Source organism: Vibrio thalassae, assembly GCF_900089835.1.
Lineage (GTDB): Bacteria > Pseudomonadota > Gammaproteobacteria > Enterobacterales > Vibrionaceae > Vibrio > Vibrio thalassae.
The window spans coordinates 34794-51299 of the sequence record NZ_OANU01000093.1 but is presented as its reverse complement, the minus strand read 5'-3'; the positions used below and the strand labels follow the sequence as shown (position 1 = coordinate 51299).

At 43.1% G+C, this 16506-nt stretch carries 10 protein-coding genes; 2 read left to right on the top strand and 8 right to left on the bottom strand.

Translation table 11 applies throughout. From position 1 onward, the window contains the following. The first annotated feature begins 119 nt into the window (after window positions 1-119). Together VTH8203_RS18860 and fabA are read left to right on the top strand one after the other, a co-directional pair. Entirely contained in the window at window positions 120-1757 is a 1638-nt protein-coding gene (locus tag VTH8203_RS18860; protein ID WP_096995024.1) for a S16 family serine protease, read from the top strand. A gap of 71 nt (window positions 1758-1828) precedes the next feature. Beyond that, window positions 1829-2347 (top strand): bifunctional 3-hydroxydecanoyl-ACP dehydratase/trans-2-decenoyl-ACP isomerase, encoded by a 519-nt coding sequence (gene fabA, locus VTH8203_RS18855; RefSeq protein ID WP_096995023.1) that lies wholly within the window; start codon window positions 1829-1831, stop codon window positions 2345-2347. A 135-nt stretch (window positions 2348-2482) separates the two neighbouring features. Here fabA and rmf read toward each other — a convergent pair whose 3' ends face one another. The 8 genes from rmf to VTH8203_RS18815 form a co-directional block, all read right to left on the bottom strand. After that, entirely contained in the window at window positions 2483-2656 is a 174-nt protein-coding gene (gene rmf, locus VTH8203_RS18850) for a ribosome modulation factor (RefSeq protein ID WP_006075701.1), read from the bottom strand. Window positions 2657-2820: 164 nt separating this feature from the next. Beyond that, on the bottom strand, window positions 2821-4806 hold the full coding sequence (locus tag VTH8203_RS18845; RefSeq protein ID WP_158296190.1) for a DUF3466 family protein: 1986 nt from the start codon (window positions 4804-4806) through the stop codon (window positions 2821-2823). A gap of 5 nt (window positions 4807-4811) precedes the next feature. Beyond that, window positions 4812-6734, bottom strand: a complete 1923-nt coding sequence (locus VTH8203_RS18840; RefSeq protein WP_096995021.1) for an ABC transporter ATP-binding protein — start codon at window positions 6732-6734, stop codon at window positions 4812-4814. Further along, window positions 6712-6963, bottom strand: a complete 252-nt coding sequence (locus tag VTH8203_RS18835; protein WP_096995020.1) for a glutaredoxin family protein — start codon at window positions 6961-6963, stop codon at window positions 6712-6714. The genes VTH8203_RS18840 and VTH8203_RS18835 overlap by 23 nt, the downstream gene beginning before the upstream one ends. A gap of 7 nt (window positions 6964-6970) precedes the next feature. Next, window positions 6971-9094, bottom strand: a complete 2124-nt coding sequence (gene rlmKL / locus VTH8203_RS18830; protein WP_096995019.1) for a bifunctional 23S rRNA (guanine(2069)-N(7))-methyltransferase RlmK/23S rRNA (guanine(2445)-N(2))-methyltransferase RlmL — start codon at window positions 9092-9094, stop codon at window positions 6971-6973. Between the two features lie 567 nt (window positions 9095-9661). Next, complete coding sequence (locus VTH8203_RS18825) at window positions 9662-10207, bottom strand: cell division protein ZapC (protein ID WP_096995018.1); 546 nt, start codon at window positions 10205-10207, stop codon at window positions 9662-9664. Between the two features lie 158 nt (window positions 10208-10365). Continuing rightward, on the bottom strand, window positions 10366-11376 hold the full coding sequence (pyrD, locus tag VTH8203_RS18820; RefSeq protein ID WP_096995048.1) for a quinone-dependent dihydroorotate dehydrogenase: 1011 nt from the start codon (window positions 11374-11376) through the stop codon (window positions 10366-10368). A gap of 214 nt (window positions 11377-11590) precedes the next feature. Beyond that, window positions 11591-16435: an NAD-glutamate dehydrogenase gene (locus tag VTH8203_RS18815; RefSeq protein ID WP_096995017.1), complete on the bottom strand. Its 4845-nt coding sequence runs from the start codon at window positions 16433-16435 to the stop codon at window positions 11591-11593. Window positions 16436-16506: the final 71 nt, after the last annotated feature.

The window sequence follows — 16506 nt, the reverse complement described above, 5'->3', positions numbered from 1 at the left end:
CAACTCAATAAAAGAACATCAAATCTGAGAATCTGCTCCCGATTAACCTAGCTCTATCACTAACGTTACGACTGGATTCGTTGTATACTCCATGCAAATTTAAAATTAGTAGTATCTTAATGAATCTAGTCCCTTGGCAAGACGTTTGTCCTCAGTACCACAACTACCAAAGCACGATTGAACAAGCTTCGAATATTACACCTTCGTCGTTACTCGAATTGCAGCCACGCCTCCAAGCTGCACTTAAGTTTTTTATCTCTGACGCGTGCCAATCTAAAGTATTGGTCGTTAAAGATGGGGATAGCCTTAGGTACCGCCAATTGATTGCTGACTCGCTCCATGCATTGGGGCAACACGTTGTCGTAACGAAAGACACCAGCGCCTCTTTGCTCTTTGATCAGTACACTAAACAAAACAATAGCGCACAAACTAAAGCCGGACTTATTTCTCAAGCCGATGGTGGTATCTTAGTTACATCGACACAGGCTGCGCTAAGTTCTTTAAATACATGGGGAAATATTAAAGCCCTACTATTAGGTGCATCACTAGACAGCATGGCCATCGATCAGGATTCACGGGTTTTGCACCCACCTCAATTTCAATCCAATTTTAAGTTGATTATTCTCGGCGACCGCGATCAGCTCGCTGAGTTTGATTATGCTGATAATGACTTTCGCTCTGGTTTCATGCAATACACAGAAATCGAAAGTGATTTAAAGGTTTCAGAAAAAAACATATCTACCTATTTTGGTTTTGTAAACGGGCTACTTAAAGAACACCTTCCGACATATGATCTTGATAGCAGCGCTTACTTAAGATTACTTCAAGCAGGCGCAAGAGAAACGGAGGATAAACAGTACCTACCGTTATCAATTGATTGGCATTTAGCACTCCTTGGTGAAGCATCATCGTTTAGTCATGATACGGTTATAATGTCAGATCATATTGAAGCTGCGATTTGTGCTAAGAGAAGTCGCGAGGCTTATCTTCCTGAACGAGCAATTGATGATATTCTCGAAGGGCAAGTCGTGATTGAAACCCAAGGAGAACAAGTTGGTCAAGTAAACGGACTGACCGTTATCGATATCCCTGGGCACCCTGTCTCTTATGGCGAGCCAGCACGGATATCTTGTGTTGTTCACTTTGGAGATGGTGATGTATCTGATGTAGAACGCAAAGTAGAACTTGGCGGCAACATTCACGCCAAAGGCATGATGATAATGCAAGCCTTTGTGTCTTCCGAACTTGACCTAGATGCCCCACTTCCTTACTCCGCGTCGATTGTCTTCGAACAGTCTTATTGTGAAGTTGACGGAGACAGTGCTTCATTGGCTGAACTCTGTTCTCTTGTTAGCGCTCTCTCCGGTTACCCAATTAATCAACAAATAGCGGTAACCGGTGCGGTCGATCAATTTGGTCGAGTTCAGGCAGTAGGCGGTCTGAATGAAAAAGTCGAAGGCTTTTATAGCGTATGTAAACATCAGGGCTTTACTGGCAAGCAAGGCGTGGTTCTACCAAAAACCAATATTCAGCATCTCGCGCTCAGCACAGAGTTGGTAGAAAGTATTAAAAATGGTGAATTCCATATCTGGTCTGCGACACATGTTGATGAAGTGATACCGTTGCTTCTCAATAAACCATTTAAGAGCGAAGATGAAGACAGCGTGATCGGTAAAATCGCAGAACGTATTGAAAATTTTGAGAAACTTGAACTACCGGAAACATTGTTAGAAAGGATAAAAAACTGGTTTGTCTAGTCGTGGTCGGACTTGTCTAGCGTACACCTGTTCACTAAGATGCTCATACCAAAATTTGGAGTAATTTAATAATGCAAAACAGACGTGAATCTTATAGTCGTGAAGATCTTCTAGCCTCTAGCCGTGGTGAACTTTTTGGCGAGGGCTACCCTCAGTTACCAGCACCAAACATGCTGATGATGGATCGTGTAACTAAAATGTCGGAAACCGAGGGAGACTTTGGTAAAGGTTTAATTGTTGCAGAATTAGATATCACCCCTGACTTATGGTTCTTTGATTGTCACTTTATTGGCGACCCTGTGATGCCAGGCTGCCTTGGTTTAGACGCCATGTGGCAACTTGTTGGTTTCTACCTTGGCTGGATTGGTGGCGAAGGTAAAGGTCGTGCACTTGGTGTTGGTGAGTTGAAGTTCACAGGCCAAATCCTCCCTACTGCTAAAAAAGTAACGTACGAACTGCACATGAAACGCGTTGTGAATCGTAAACTCGTTATGGGCATAGCAGATGGCCGTGTTCTGGTCGATGGTAAAGAGATTTATGCCGCAAAAGATCTTAAAGTAGGTCTATTTAAAGATACCTCTACTTTCTAAACAGTTGTTGTCATTAAACGGCTCTCAGGAGTCGTTTATTTTGGTTAAACATAATTAGTTATAGTGCATTAGGCTCGCTAGACACAAAAAAGACCTCAACTGAGGCCTTAAAAAATACTTCAACTTTGCTCCCGACTACTTGAAGAGTCCTGAATGTTTGTCATCTCGGGCATCACGCCAACCGCCTAGCCAATAAGACTTAGCATCCATTTGTTGATAGGGACAGGTTTCCATCGATCGCCCATTCAATCCAGCTTTATAACCCTGTGATTGAGCTCGCTCTAGGCGGTCACGTTTTTGTCTCTTCATAGTACGGTCCTCATTATACAAAACCAGTTTCATGATTTTCTACCATTAAAGATTTGTGGAGCTTTTATGACTCCTCCTTAATAATTGCTCATTATTAAGCCGATCACAAGGCATAAAAAATCCCAGATTCAAAAGTATGAACCTGGGATTTTTGTCACTTGTGACTATTTGTTACGGTGTAATCCTAAGAAACCTAGAAAAATCATCACCATCCACCCAAGACTTCCGCCTTTGCGTTCAACAGGTGCCGTCTCTACCGGACGAGTGACGATGTCAGCAGATGTTGCATTTGCGATCGGGATCAACTTAACTGCCACCACTTTCTCACGTTTTTGACCATTACCACAATAGGAGTTGTGACCAGTCGTATCATAACCGCCTTCACATTTAAGTGCAGTTGCGACGATAACACCATCATCGTTGATATCAGCAGCATCGACGATTCGGAATTGGTTGTTGTTAGCTGATTCATTGCCACCATTAGTTAGGTCATCTAACAACCAAGGTCTATCTTGGAACACCGCTCGTCTCGCGACCATATCTACGTTGTTAGCATCGACGACTTCGTAAGGATAAATAAACCCACGCTGACGACGTTTCTTGCCATAATATTCTGTGGACTGTTCTGCATCGACGGCACCAACAATCTCGTTAAAATTGTTAATTGCTCCCGGTTCGCCACCGACACCACGGAAGAATATTCCACTATTGCCATTGAGCTCATCAAAGAATTGTGCAGAACTAACATCACCATTCGAATCAATTGAAGTCAGAAACATACGGTTTGGCGCAGCACCGTTTTCACGCTTATCACCACGACGTTTGGCGGCACCAATTAGCACGAGATTTTTGTTAATATCGGTGGCCATTGAGTTACTGTAAACAAAGTCATCACCACTTTTTACTGTGGCACGTGAAATCACTCGAGAATCCCAAGTTGCAGGGTCTTCGACAGTAAACGACGCCTTAGGAGTGAACACCGTTGCCTGCATAAACAAATTGCTGCCATCTTTGGTGGTATTAAAGCCAACCATCACTGGCTCGTCATTGTAGGCAGTCGCCTTAGAAATCACAGCTCCACGAATACTGCCTTGGCTGGCTTTTTTATCGATATTGTTATCTGAGGTATTTTGCCAACTGTATAAAGCAGCGGGTGGAATTTCAGAGCCTGTAGCAGGGTCTGCATTTGTTACGTCCCATACAGAAGCTTTGGTAGCAAACGCAAAGTTTTGGCAATCTGCGTAGGCTGCTGGATCAGCGTTTATCGCAGAATCATTAATACAGTTTGCAACAGAGCCACGATAGTTTTTGTTTGAATCATTATAATCGAATGGTGCAACAGCGGCACTGCCCGTTACGTAAGTTTTACCGCCATATTCAAAAGAATCAAACGCCATGGTTCGACCCATTTTTTGAGTAATATTTCCATCTTGGACTGGCAGTAATACTGAAGGAGTATCACCATTGCCCCAAAATCCACGATGGCGATAAATCAAAGCACTGCTTGTCCCGTTGTCATAATAACCACTACTTGTGTTACCAATGGCAACACCGTTGCTATCAACACCATTTACAACCACATCACTTGACGTACCTGAGTAGCTAAATCCCCTCGGAGAATAGTCATTTGAAAGTGGCTGCCCTAAGGCAAAAAGCGTACCGTCTTTAAATGATTGAGCATTTGAGCGATACGCATTGGATAACCAAGCGTCACGTACACGGGCAAGTCCACCATGATCGCTGTAGCTATACCACAATTTATCAGCCCAACCATCACAAGTCTGATAGCCTAACTCGTTACGACAGTAATCTCTGTTGCGTGACCTGTCAGTGTAGTAGAAGCTAGTGTCATAATTGAAGGGGACTTCTTGTCGATATGAATGCCCTTCCGATCCCGCTCTCGAGTCTCCAAACGTTACCGTTGTTTGACCAGAGCAGTCTTCGCCAAAACAGCCTTTATCATTATTAGTTTGTTTTGTTTTATCGATAGCGGAGCCATAAAACTCGGTAACATCAACCCCATTGGCAAGGCCGACTTCATAACCGCCCGCAGGACCAATCTCGACAACTTTATATAACGCTGCCTGACTTGACGTTGCAGCCATTACACCGGCTGCAATTAATGAAATTTTAAAATTAATACGACTCATGAAAACTAACTTTCCTGTTGCATTGCTTCTAGCTCTTCCCATCGCTCGAAGGCAATTTCCAGTTCCTGCTCTTTAGCAGATAAACTATCTAAAATTGGTTGAGTGTCAGTGACAGGTTTGGTGAAAAACTCTGGGCTATTCACGACTTCCTGTAACTGTTCTAATTCTTGCTCTAACTGCTCAAGTAACGCAGGTAGTGCCTCTAACTCCCTTTGCAGCTTATACGACAGCTTTTTAGGTTTAGAGTTCACAGAAGTTGCTTTCTTTTCAGGTTCAACTGCTTGCTTTTTGGTCTCTTTTGCAGGTTCGTAAGCTTTTCTGGCTTCAATGACCTGCATTCGCTGCTGCTGGGCATCATGATAACCACCAACAAACTCTTCGATAACCCCTTCGCCCTCAAAAATCCAGCTCGTAGTCACAGTATTATCAACAAATTGACGGTCATGGCTCACTAATAGCAGTGTGCCTTGGTAATTCGCTAACAATTCTTCGAGCAATTCTAAAGTTTCAATGTCCAAGTCGTTGGTTGGTTCATCGAGCACTAACAGATTATTCGATTTCAGAAAGATACGAGCGAGCAACAAACGGTTTTTCTCGCCGCCAGATAACGCTTTCACCGGTGTTCTCGCTCGTTTAGGTGCGAACAAGAAATCTTGAAGATAACTCAGTGCATGTCGTTCACGACCACCGACCATCACTTCTTGTTTACCGTCAGCCAAGTTATCAATCACCGTCTTTTCTGGGTCTAGCGCTTCTCGATATTGGTCAAAATAGGCAACTTCTAGCTTAGTGCCACATTTTAGTTTTCCAGATGTTGGTTGTAGTTCATCAAGAAGTAGCTTGATCAAGGTACTCTTACCACAGCCATTAGGTCCGATCAGAGCGATTCTGTCGCCACGTTGAATGTTGAAGGAAAAGTTCTTAACAATCGTTTTTCCTTCAATGTCATAATTAAGATCGCTTGCTTCAAAAACAATTTTTCCGCTGCGTGCACTATCATCCAGTTTAAGGTTTACTTTACCTTGTACTTCTCGACGGTCTTTACGCTCTTCGCGCAGTTTCTTTAATGCACGGACTCGACCTTCATTGCGCGTTCTTCTCGCTTTAATCCCCTGACGAATCCACACTTCTTCTTGTGCTAGTTTCTTGTCGAATTCAGCATTCTGCATTTCTTCTACACGCAGAGCCTCCTCTTTCTCGACTAGATAGGTTTCATAGTTCCCCGGATAAGACACCAGTTGACCACGGTCAAGGTCAACAATTCGAGTTGCCATCGAACGTATAAATGCTCGGTCGTGAGAAATAAATATAATAGAACCACGGAAATCTTTTAAGAAGGTCTCTAACCACTCAATCGTTGTCACATCTAGGTGGTTGGTAGGCTCATCAAGCAACAAAACGTCAGGATCACAAACCAGTGCACGAGCTAACGCGGCTTTACGCTGCCATCCACCAGACAAATCCGTAAGTAGTGTATTGCCATCCAGCTTTAACGCCCCAAGAATATTTTTAATACGATCCTCAAAGCGCCATGCACCTGCCACTTCCAAGCTTTCTTGCGTTTGTGCTAAACGGTTAATATTTCGCTCAGACGGATCTTGTGCGACCAAATCCAGTTGCGTATGGTAGGTTTTTAGCAATTCGCCGACTTCGGCTAGCCCCTCAGCAACGTAATCCGCAACCGTTCCAGCCTGGTCACGAGGTGGGTCTTGTTCAAGTCGTGATACGACGACATCTTGTGTAATCTGCAGCTTGCCATCGTCCATGACGATTTCACCTGCTAGGACTTTCATTAACGTTGATTTGCCCGCACCGTTGCGGCCAACCAAACATACACGTTCATTTTCTTGAAGTGCAAAATCGGATTTGTCTAGCAATGGATGGTCACCAAATGCTAGTTGTCCATTATGAATGGTAAGTAATGCCATTAGCTGTTAACCATTGTTTCAGTTGAGAGAGATCAAAAGGCCAGTTAATTTCAGATTCTTCACTTTTGATGACCGGTATTGTGACGCCGTAACGACCAAAAAGCGCATCATCGAAAGCAATATCAACAACTTGTAACTGCTCAGTTAATCCAATGATAGAGATGAGTTCCAATGCCATCTCACAGAGATGGCATCCTTCAGTACTGTATAGAATAAGTTCCTTTTCCATAATCCTTTTACTTCTGGTGAGTGATAAGCCAGCAGTTATGAATATGCTTATTGCGAGCGAAATCGAGTGGTAGTGTTTTCTCCGAAATATTCTCTGCTTTCAAGCCCAGCTCTTCTAACGCTTTCATATCCATCTTGAAATGACGTTTATTGTTTGAGAATACAATCGTGCCATGCTCACGCAACAATCGTTTTAAGTTACTCATTAACGTGACGTGGTCACGCTGAACATCAAAAGACTGTTCCATTCGCTTTGAGTTTGAGAACGTTGGAGGATCGATAAAGATAAGATCGTAACTACTCGTCGCTTTCTCCAACCACTGTAAGCAATCTGCCTGAATGTACTGATGCTGACGGCCAACTTGACCATTAAGCTTCATGTTCTCTTTTGCCCACTCTAAATAAGTATTGGACATATCTACCGTGGTGGTTGACTTAGCGCCTCCCAATGCAGCGTGAACGGTAGCAGAGCCTGTGTAAGCAAAAAGGTTCAAGAAATCTTTATTGCCTGCCATTTCACCCAGCTTACGACGAGTGATCTTGTGGTCAAGGAACAGGCCGGTGTCTAAATAATCGTATAGGTTAACGATAAGTTGTACACCATACTCGTTGACATGAAGTTTCGATGACTTTGTCGCCAACTTATTATATTGCGACGTCCCTTTTTTCTTTTCACGTACTTTTAGCACGACGTTATTCGTATCAACGCCGGTGACTTTTATACTGGCACGAATCACATCCGTTAAACGGCGCTTTGCTGTTTCTTCAGGAATGCTTTTCGGCGCCGCATACTCTTGAATAACCAAATAGTCCTGATATACATCAACAGCAACATTGTAATCTGGGAGATCTGCATCATAGATACGATAGCAATCTAGGCCTTCTTTCTTGGCCCACTTGCCTATCTTTCCAATGTTCTTTTTAAGACGGTTAGAGAAGTCTGGAGCAACGACCTGCGCGTCTTTATTACCCACCAGCTCATCTTCAGAACGTTGAGAGATTGAATAATTCTTCTGGTGACACTGTAATGCACCATTATTTAGTTTGAATTGCTTCTCTGCTCGCATACGAAGACAACTTAGTAAATCGTCTGAGCTAGAGAAAATAGATGCTTGGCAGCCACCAAACTCGGTTTTCAGTTGATTACCGAACTCCGTGTACAGCGCAATCAGTCCAGGCTCAGTACCTAGACGTTCGCCATATGGAGGGTTACACACCACAACACCATGACCAAACTCTGCAGGCTTAGTAACCTGACTTGCATCGCCAAGCTCGAAAGTAATTAACTCTTCCACACCCGCGCGTTTTGCATTTTCTTTAGCCGTTTTCAGAACTCTAGGGTCATTATCGAAGCCCCAAAACCTGCTGTCAGTTTTTTTGACACCACGACGTGCTTGAACATTCGCTTCTGATTTAACCTCCGCCCACACCTCTGGTTCGAAGTCTTCAAGTGATTCAAAACACCAAGACTTACGCTTGACGCCTGGTGCCATATTCGCTGCTAACATTGCAGCTTCAATTAGCAACGTGCCAGAACCACACATAGGATCCAGCATATTTTGACCTTGTGTCCAGCCACTACGAGCCACAATAGCGGCAGCCAACGTTTCTCTTAATGGAGCGCGACCTGCTTCTGTTCTATAACCACGTTGATGTAAACCAGAACCAACCATATCAAGGCCGATCAGTGCCTTGTCTCTGTGTAGACGGACATGCACTCTTACATCCGCACTGTCTTTACTGATGTTCGGACGAGGAAGATTTTTCTTGTTAAAGCAATCTACTACCGCATCTTTGACTTTCATTGCGCCATATTGGCTATTGCGAATCTCTCGGTTGGTACCATTGAAATCGACAATGAATTTCTTTGAGCTATGGAAGTGATTGACCCAGTTAATTGACGAAGCAGCCAGATATAGGTCCATATCATCTTGGCAAGTGAACTCCGAAAGTACTTTGACAAAGCGAGAAGCATATCGGCTCCATAAACAAGCACGGTAGATCTGCTCATTCGACGCTTTAAACTTCACTCCCGCTTGTATGGGCTTTACAGAAGTCAATCCCAGCTGCTCGAGTTCTTGAGCAAGTAGGTTTTCGAGTCCATTCGAAGTAACGGCAAGATATTGGTTCATAGTGTTCATCTGACTGTGAAAAATGGTGTTGATTATACCTGACAAACCGCCTTCTCACTAAATAAACCTACTCCAACCCTCAACTTATCGGTTCATTCGAACAACCTTTGACCGAATGAAACTCATCAACTCATCAACTCATTGAATTAGAACCTACTAATTAACAGTTAGTGTTTTATTGCCACCTGGCGAAAGTGAATACTTATTTACTGTGAATTTGGTATATACCAGACGACAGTCTTGCGTGTAATTTACTTACATTTTTAGGTAAAGGAGGAATTAATCAGGGCAAAACACCTCATTTAGGGCCTAAAAATAGTCACTAATTAGATGAAAAAAATATGTGAAATGTCCTTTAATAACGCAGAGATATAGTATTTTGAGGAAAGATGTTGGGGATGGGTGTAAAACTAGGACTACATTCCCCTAAAGATGAGCAAAAAAAATCGGCCACTGGGGCCGACAAATTTCTACGAGGAACATGTTTAGGAATAGTTGTGTACTACTAAAAGCTGCCACTGCTTTTTCTTTTGACGCATTTTGCGCTCTAATTACCCTATGAGGCTCTTAACCAACAAGAGCAATGGGTTGATTAATTCTCATAAATTGATGTGCACAGGCCATTCTATCGTGCATGACTTTGATACTCTGACCAAATTGCACCCCTTTGCATGGCGTCAAACTGAAAGACTCCAGGTCAACTAAAGCACATAAGCTCGCGCTCTCACCTACCTCTAAGACGATAAAGAAACCTTCCGAGTGTTGATTCACCAATCGGACGAGATCGCCTTCTTGCGGTTGATAGTTGCCATTTTGATGGTCGAAGAACCAACTCTTTGGCTGAACGGGCTTATGAAAGCGCTTAGCGGCAACACAATATAGCGTGAGCTCTGCTTGTCTAGGCTCTGATAGTCCTAGAATGCTTATTTGGTCTCTAAAGGTTTGGAACGCGGATGCGTCATCTACGGTAAAGTTGTTCTGACCCATCGCGCAGTCGACAAGGAGCTTTGGGGAAAGATTGGTTTTAAAAACCATCTCATCTCCCAAATCCAGCATCAGAGAACCCTCGTTCTCATCCATATACCAGATCCATGTATCGCTGGGTTTAAGCATCGTTCCGTCTCTTATAATTAAAGAATAATCAGACTGTTAGGTAAAACGCTTAATTACCTTTTTTGTCAGTTGAATATAATTCTACAAACGATTACGTAAAAAAAAAGGGGAAAACAATTTCCCCTTCTCTTGTATTTAACCCAGTAACTTTTCAGTGATTATAGGTTTTTCACAATGTCTTTAACTAGTTTTGGACCGTGATAGATAAATCCTGAATATACTTGTACCAGCGTTGCCCCTGCCATCAGTTTTTCTTTTGCTGAAACATAAGAATCGATTCCACCAACACCTATGATAGGTAACTTGCCTTGCAGATTGTTAGCAAGAAGACGAACAACCTCTGTACTGCGCGATTGAACTGGACGACCACTTAAGCCCCCAGCTTCATTGGCGTGTTTCATACCTTCGACGATGCTGCGATCTAGCGTCGTGTTCGTTGCGATAACACCGTCTATCTTATTTTTGATCAACGAATCGCAAATTTGACCAATTTCGTCATCACTAAGATCTGGCGCGATCTTTAATGCTAAAGGTACGTATTTGTTATGTTTTTCTGCAAGTTCTGCTTGTTTCGCTTTTAGCTCGGATAGCAATTCATCAAGTGCTTCACCATATTGCAGACTGCGAAGCCCAGGAGTATTAGGAGAAGAAATGTTGACTGCGATATAACCTGCATGCTCGTAGACCTTTTCCATACAGATAATGTAGTCTTCGGCGCCCTTTTCAATCGGAGTATCTTTGTTCTTACCAATGTTGATACCAAGAATACCGTCAAATTTCGCTTTCTTTACATTCTCAACGAGATTATCAACACCTAAATTGTTGAAACCCATGCGGTTAATGATGCCTTCTGCCTCTATTAAACGGAAAAGGCGTGGTTTGTCGTTGCCTGGTTGAGGACGTGGTGTCACTGTCCCTACTTCGACAAAACCGAAGCCCATTGCACCAAATGCTTCGATACATTCGCCATTTTTATCCAAACCAGCAGCTAAACCAACTGGATTCTTAAAGGTTAGCCCCATACATTCAACAGGACGGTTTGGAAGTTGTTGTCGATATGCTAAATCAAGAGGAGTGCCGGTGAAACGTTTGAAGTTTTGCATAGCGAGATCATGAGCCTTTTCGGCATCAAGTTGGAAAAAGCCAGTTCTGGCAAGACGGTAAAGCATTGTGCCTCCGATAGAAACCCGTGTAAACGGGGTGGTATTATTTACTGATTTGTATGAACTTGCAATGAAGTTTTCATTTTTATCGATAAAACGCAAACGATTAGATGGATCAAGCTTCAGTTTAGTGACAATGTCACTCAATTTTCGAAGAGTCACAAAAAAAGCGCCTATATTTAGGCGCTTATTATTCGAAATATCGATCGGCTGAAACGATTTATTGGGTATTCGCACAATTTAGGTTCAGCAGACTGAGTTCACGAAGTGCTACAGAGAACTTAGCAAACTCATGGACATTACCCACTTTGAACTCATTGAGTATGTTTTCCCAACGAAGCAAACTACTTGCATTCGTTTCCATCCAATTATTAAGTGACAGGATAACGTCTTCGCCCTCTCCGCCACATCCACATCTTAGTACTTGAGCCGTCAACAAACGTTGTTGCCAATCTAAATCTTCACGGAATGCAGCCCTAGCGAGAGCTTGCCAGTTATTATCCACCCCTTGGCTATTAATCTGGTTTAAGAACCAGTGTAAAGACAAGCGATCCCCTAGATGGAAATAAAGTTTGGAAGCTTGCTCTACGCTATAGTTAGCCTCAGCAGCAATTTCTGATATATCGACAGCAGATAGTAGGCTAGATAAACGAGCGACATAGTTAGCAAGCTCTTTGCCTACGCCTTGTTCTACCCAATTTTCAGCTTGTAGACGATGTTCAGCCACCTCCTCAGCAACTAAGCAGGCCTCAAGCGTTTCCTCTACTTTCATGACATCATCACGATAACGCGCGATAAGCTGTTCTACCGACTGTTTACCTGGACGATTTCGCAAGATCCAACGAGCGAGTCTACGTAACGTTCGGCGAACAATAAACAGCAACTCATATTGCGCTTCTGAACTCGCCACATTATCAAGTTTACGGATTTGCTCGAACGTATAAGCGAAGCCATAAATTTCTCTAGACGCGGCATATGCATTAGCAATATCAACTACCGTAGCGCCGGTTTCTTCTTGCAGTCGAGTCACGAAATTGCATCCCATTTCGTTAACCATCTGATTTGCAAGCATCGTAGAGATGATTTCAGCTTTCAACGGATGCGTTGGCATGCTGTCAATATAGTTACGGCGTAACTCCGATGGGAAGTATTGTGTCAATTGCTGCTGATGATACGCATCGGTTGCGATCTCATCAGTCACTAACTCTTCTTTCAATACCATCTTGCCGTAAGCTACCAGCACAGAAAGCTCAGGCCTTGTCATTCCAATGCCTTGTTTTTCTCGTTCAAGTAGCTCTTCATCTGATGGGATGTATTCTAGAGCACGATCTAAATGGCCGCCTTTTTCTAAGGTGTGAATGAAACGAATCTGCTCTTTGACCAGCGATACGCCTTGGAATTCTGTGACTGAGATAGACTCTGACTGACAATAAGCATCATCAAGTACAATTTCCCCCACCTCATCTTCCATTGATTCAAGGATTTCATTACGCTGCTTAACCGTCAGATCGCCGTTAGACACCAGACCATTCAAGAAGATCTTAATGTTAACTTCGTTATCAGAGCAATCCACACCACCCACGTTATCGACAAAGTCAGTATTAACGCGACCACCAGTTAAAGCGTATTCAATACGACCCAATTGAGTCATACCCAAGTTACCACCCTCACCAACTACCTTAGCTTTGAGTTCGTTGCCATTGATACGCAATACATCGTTAGCGCGGTCACCAACATCCGTATGTGTTTCTTTACTGGATTTAACATAGGTACCGATACCACCATTCCACAGCAGATCGACTTTCATGGATAAAATCATCTTTATAAGATCATTTGGCGCCATCGATGCTTTCTTAGTCCCTAGCATCTTTTGGATCTCTGGCGTTAAAGTGATCGACTTTGCCTTACGCGCAAAAACGCCACCGCCTTGCGAGATCAATTTAGGATCATAGTCTTCCCAACTTGAGCGCGGCAGATCAAAGAGTCGCTTACGTTCGTCCCAACTTTTCGCCGATGATTGTGGGTTGGGATCAATGAAAATATGCATATGGTTAAATGCAGCTTGAAGTTTAATGTGCTTCGATAACAACATCCCATTACCAAATACATCCCCTGCCATATCACCAACACCAACAGCAGTGAAATCTTCGTTCTGACAATCAACACCCATTTCACGGAAGTGACGTTTAACCGACTCCCAGCCACCTTTAGCGGTAATGCCCATTGCTTTATGGTCATAGCCATTAGAACCACCAGAAGCAAACGCATCACCTAGCCAGAACTGGTATTCTGCTGACACCAAATTGGCTAGATCCGAAAACGTCGCTGTTCCTTTATCCGCAGCCACGACCAGATAAGGATCGTCCTCATCGTGTCGCACCACACTCTTCGGTGGAACAATTTCACCTTCAACAATATTGTCCGATACATCCAATAATGCTCTAATGAACTGTTTATAACAGCGTTGCCCTTCAGCAAATATCTCATCACGTGATGATAGCTGTGGCTGACGTTTACAAACAAAACCACCTTTTGCCCCTACAGGTACGATCACCGTGTTCTTAACTTGTTGCGCTTTCACCAACCCAAGTATTTCAGTACGGAAATCTTCTTGGCGATCTGACCAACGCAAACCACCACGAGCAACTTTACCACCTCGTAGGTGTACACCCTCAATGTCCGGCGCATAAACGAAGATTTCAAACGCAGGTACTGGAGCTGGAATTTCTGGAATGTTCTTTGGCTCGAGCTTTAGAGATAACCAAGGCTTGTTAACACCATTGCTATCTTTCTGATAGTAGTTAGTGCGCAACGTAGCAGAAATCATTTCGACGTAGCGGCGGATAATACGGTCATCATCCAAGCTTTCTACTTTATCTAACTGTTTGTGAATCTTATCAATAACACGTTGTTGCCCTTTCTTGCTTCCTTTTAGAGAAGGCATAAAGCGCTGTGTAAATAACTCAACCAGGTCTTTTGCTAGATCTGGGTAATGATTCAGAGTGTCTTCAATATAGTGTTGGCTGAATGGGAAGCCGACTTGACGCATATAACGCGCATACGCTCTTAAGATCGACACTTCACGGCCAGTTAATCCGGACCCTAGCACAAGACGGTTGAAACCATCACTTTCCAAACCACCAGACCAAATTGCAGCGAATGCTTGTTGGAATCGATCGCGAGCTTCTCGAAGATCGACAACCGCATCACTCTTATGTAGCATTGCAAAATCTAGGATCCAGTATGTTCCGCCATCTGACTTAACGATCTCATACGGTGATTCACCGATCACTCGCAGACCAAGATTTTCAAGCATTGGCATAACATCAGACAAATGTATCGGCTCATCACGATGGTATAGCTTAAGTTTTACTTCCTTTGAATCTACCGCCGCTTCTTGTGGTCGATAGAACAACATTCCTAATTTGTTTTCTTCATCGAGCGCTTCAAGTCGTTCAATATCTGCGACGGCTGAGGTTGGCATCATGTCCTCTTTGTAAGAGCGAGGAAACGCTCTTGAGTACACTTTTGATAAGGGCAGGCCTTTACTCTCACCAAAGTTAGCAACTATTGCTTCTGAAAGGCGATCATCCCATGACGCAGATACTTCCATTAGGTTTCTTTCTATCGCCTTCACATCCATATCCATATTGTTGTTATCAACCCTTACAATGTAATGGGTTCTAGCCAGAGGGCTTTCGGAGAAATACGTCGTAAATTCAACTTCCTGCTCACAACCAAAGTAGTTTTGAAGGATCCGTTGTGTATCTTTACGAAGCTGAGTGTTGTAGCGGTCTTTGCTAACATAGACCATACAACTGAAGAAACGACCAAACGGATCTTTACGAACAAACAGACGGATCAAATCACGATCCTGCATTTGAACCACACCCATACCTATCTCAAGTAATTCTTCTTCTTTAGCTTGAAGTAGTTCATCACGTGGGTAGTTCTCTAAAATATTGCGAAGCGCTTTGTATGAGTAGGATCCATTTCGATAGCCACTTGCATCCAAGATACGATCAACTTTCTCACGAATAAGTGGAATGGTCGACACGCTTTGATTATAAACGGCAGAAGTATAAAGTCCGGTAAAACGATGTTCCCCTACAACCTTACCGTTGGCATCAAACTTCTTGATACCAATATAGTCCGTATATGCAGGTCTGTGGATACGACTTGTTTTGTTGCCTTTCGTCAGTATCAGTAAGAAAGGCTTTTTCGCTTCTAAACGCGCTGAGTCAGAAAATTCAGAAATTTTGACCGGACGAACGCGTTGTTGATTCGCAAATAAACCTAAACCTTTCTCTTCTGTGGGCTTAAGTATTGAGTCTCCCTCTTCATTAATAAGGTCAAATTCTTTGTAGCCCATAAAGGTAAAGTTGTGGTTGCCAACCCAAGCTAAAAACGCAATAGTTTCATCGAAACGATCGGCTTCGACAGGAAGTTTCTTTTTGTTTTTAATTAGATCTTTGGTAATTTGCTTTAGCTTGTCAGACATCGCCTCCCATTGGTTCACCACTAAACTCGTATCTTCGAATATAGAGACTAATTCATCCTTGAGCGCCGACATTTCTCCTTTGTCACTTAAGCGATCGATTTCAATATGGAAAATCGACTGTAAATGCCCTTTCCCTTCATTAACCGATGTTATGTGTCCTTGCTCGTCGCGCTCAAACTGAGTTGGACCATGAAGCATTATATGACAGGTCAGATCGACTCGATTTAGTGCCATCTTGACTGAATCCACTAAGAACGGCGAATCAGGAACCGCAATTTCTAAAATAGTGTGCGTTGATTGCCAACCATGACGGCTAACAGTCGGATTAAATACTCGAACCGAGACTTCGTCGTATTTTTTCTCATTGAGATGATGCCATAAACTCACTACAGCACCGTAAAGATCAGATTCATTTCTCTGCAGCAAATCATCAGGGGAAACATTGCTGAAAATGTGTTTAGCGAGTTGAGTAACTAAAGGTTGATTGCTCCCTTCAACTTTGGATTCAATCAACTTATATACTTTCTCCAGTAGAACCGGAACAACGGGTTCGCGCGTGGTCATAGAAACGCTCCACTTTTTGTTTTTGTTAGGGGTGTAGGCTTGTTCTATATTGTAAAAGTTTTATTGATAAA

Excerpts from the sequence above, each read along its gene's own strand:
- VTH8203_RS18860 (WP_096995024.1), top strand. The coding sequence starts at position 120 with ATGAATCTAGTCCCTTGGCAAGACGTTTGTCCTCAGTACCACAACTAC.
- fabA (WP_096995023.1), top strand. The coding sequence starts at position 1,829 with ATGCAAAACAGACGTGAATCTTATAGTCGTGAAGATCTTCTAGCCTCT.
- rmf (WP_006075701.1), bottom strand. The coding sequence starts at position 2,656 with ATGAAGAGACAAAAACGTGACCGCCTAGAGCGAGCTCAATCACAGGGT.
- VTH8203_RS18845 (WP_158296190.1), bottom strand. The coding sequence starts at position 4,806 with ATGAGTCGTATTAATTTTAAAATTTCATTAATTGCAGCCGGTGTAATG.
- VTH8203_RS18840 (WP_096995021.1), bottom strand. The coding sequence starts at position 6,734 with ATGGCATTACTTACCATTCATAATGGACAACTAGCATTTGGTGACCAT.
- VTH8203_RS18835 (WP_096995020.1), bottom strand. The coding sequence starts at position 6,963 with ATGGAAAAGGAACTTATTCTATACAGTACTGAAGGATGCCATCTCTGT.
- rlmKL (WP_096995019.1), bottom strand. The coding sequence starts at position 9,094 with ATGAACCAATATCTTGCCGTTACTTCGAATGGACTCGAAAACCTACTT.
- VTH8203_RS18825 (WP_096995018.1), bottom strand. The coding sequence starts at position 10,207 with ATGCTTAAACCCAGCGATACATGGATCTGGTATATGGATGAGAACGAG.
- pyrD (WP_096995048.1), bottom strand. The coding sequence starts at position 11,376 with ATGCTTTACCGTCTTGCCAGAACTGGCTTTTTCCAACTTGATGCCGAA.
- VTH8203_RS18815 (WP_096995017.1), bottom strand. The coding sequence starts at position 16,435 with ATGACCACGCGCGAACCCGTTGTTCCGGTTCTACTGGAGAAAGTATAT.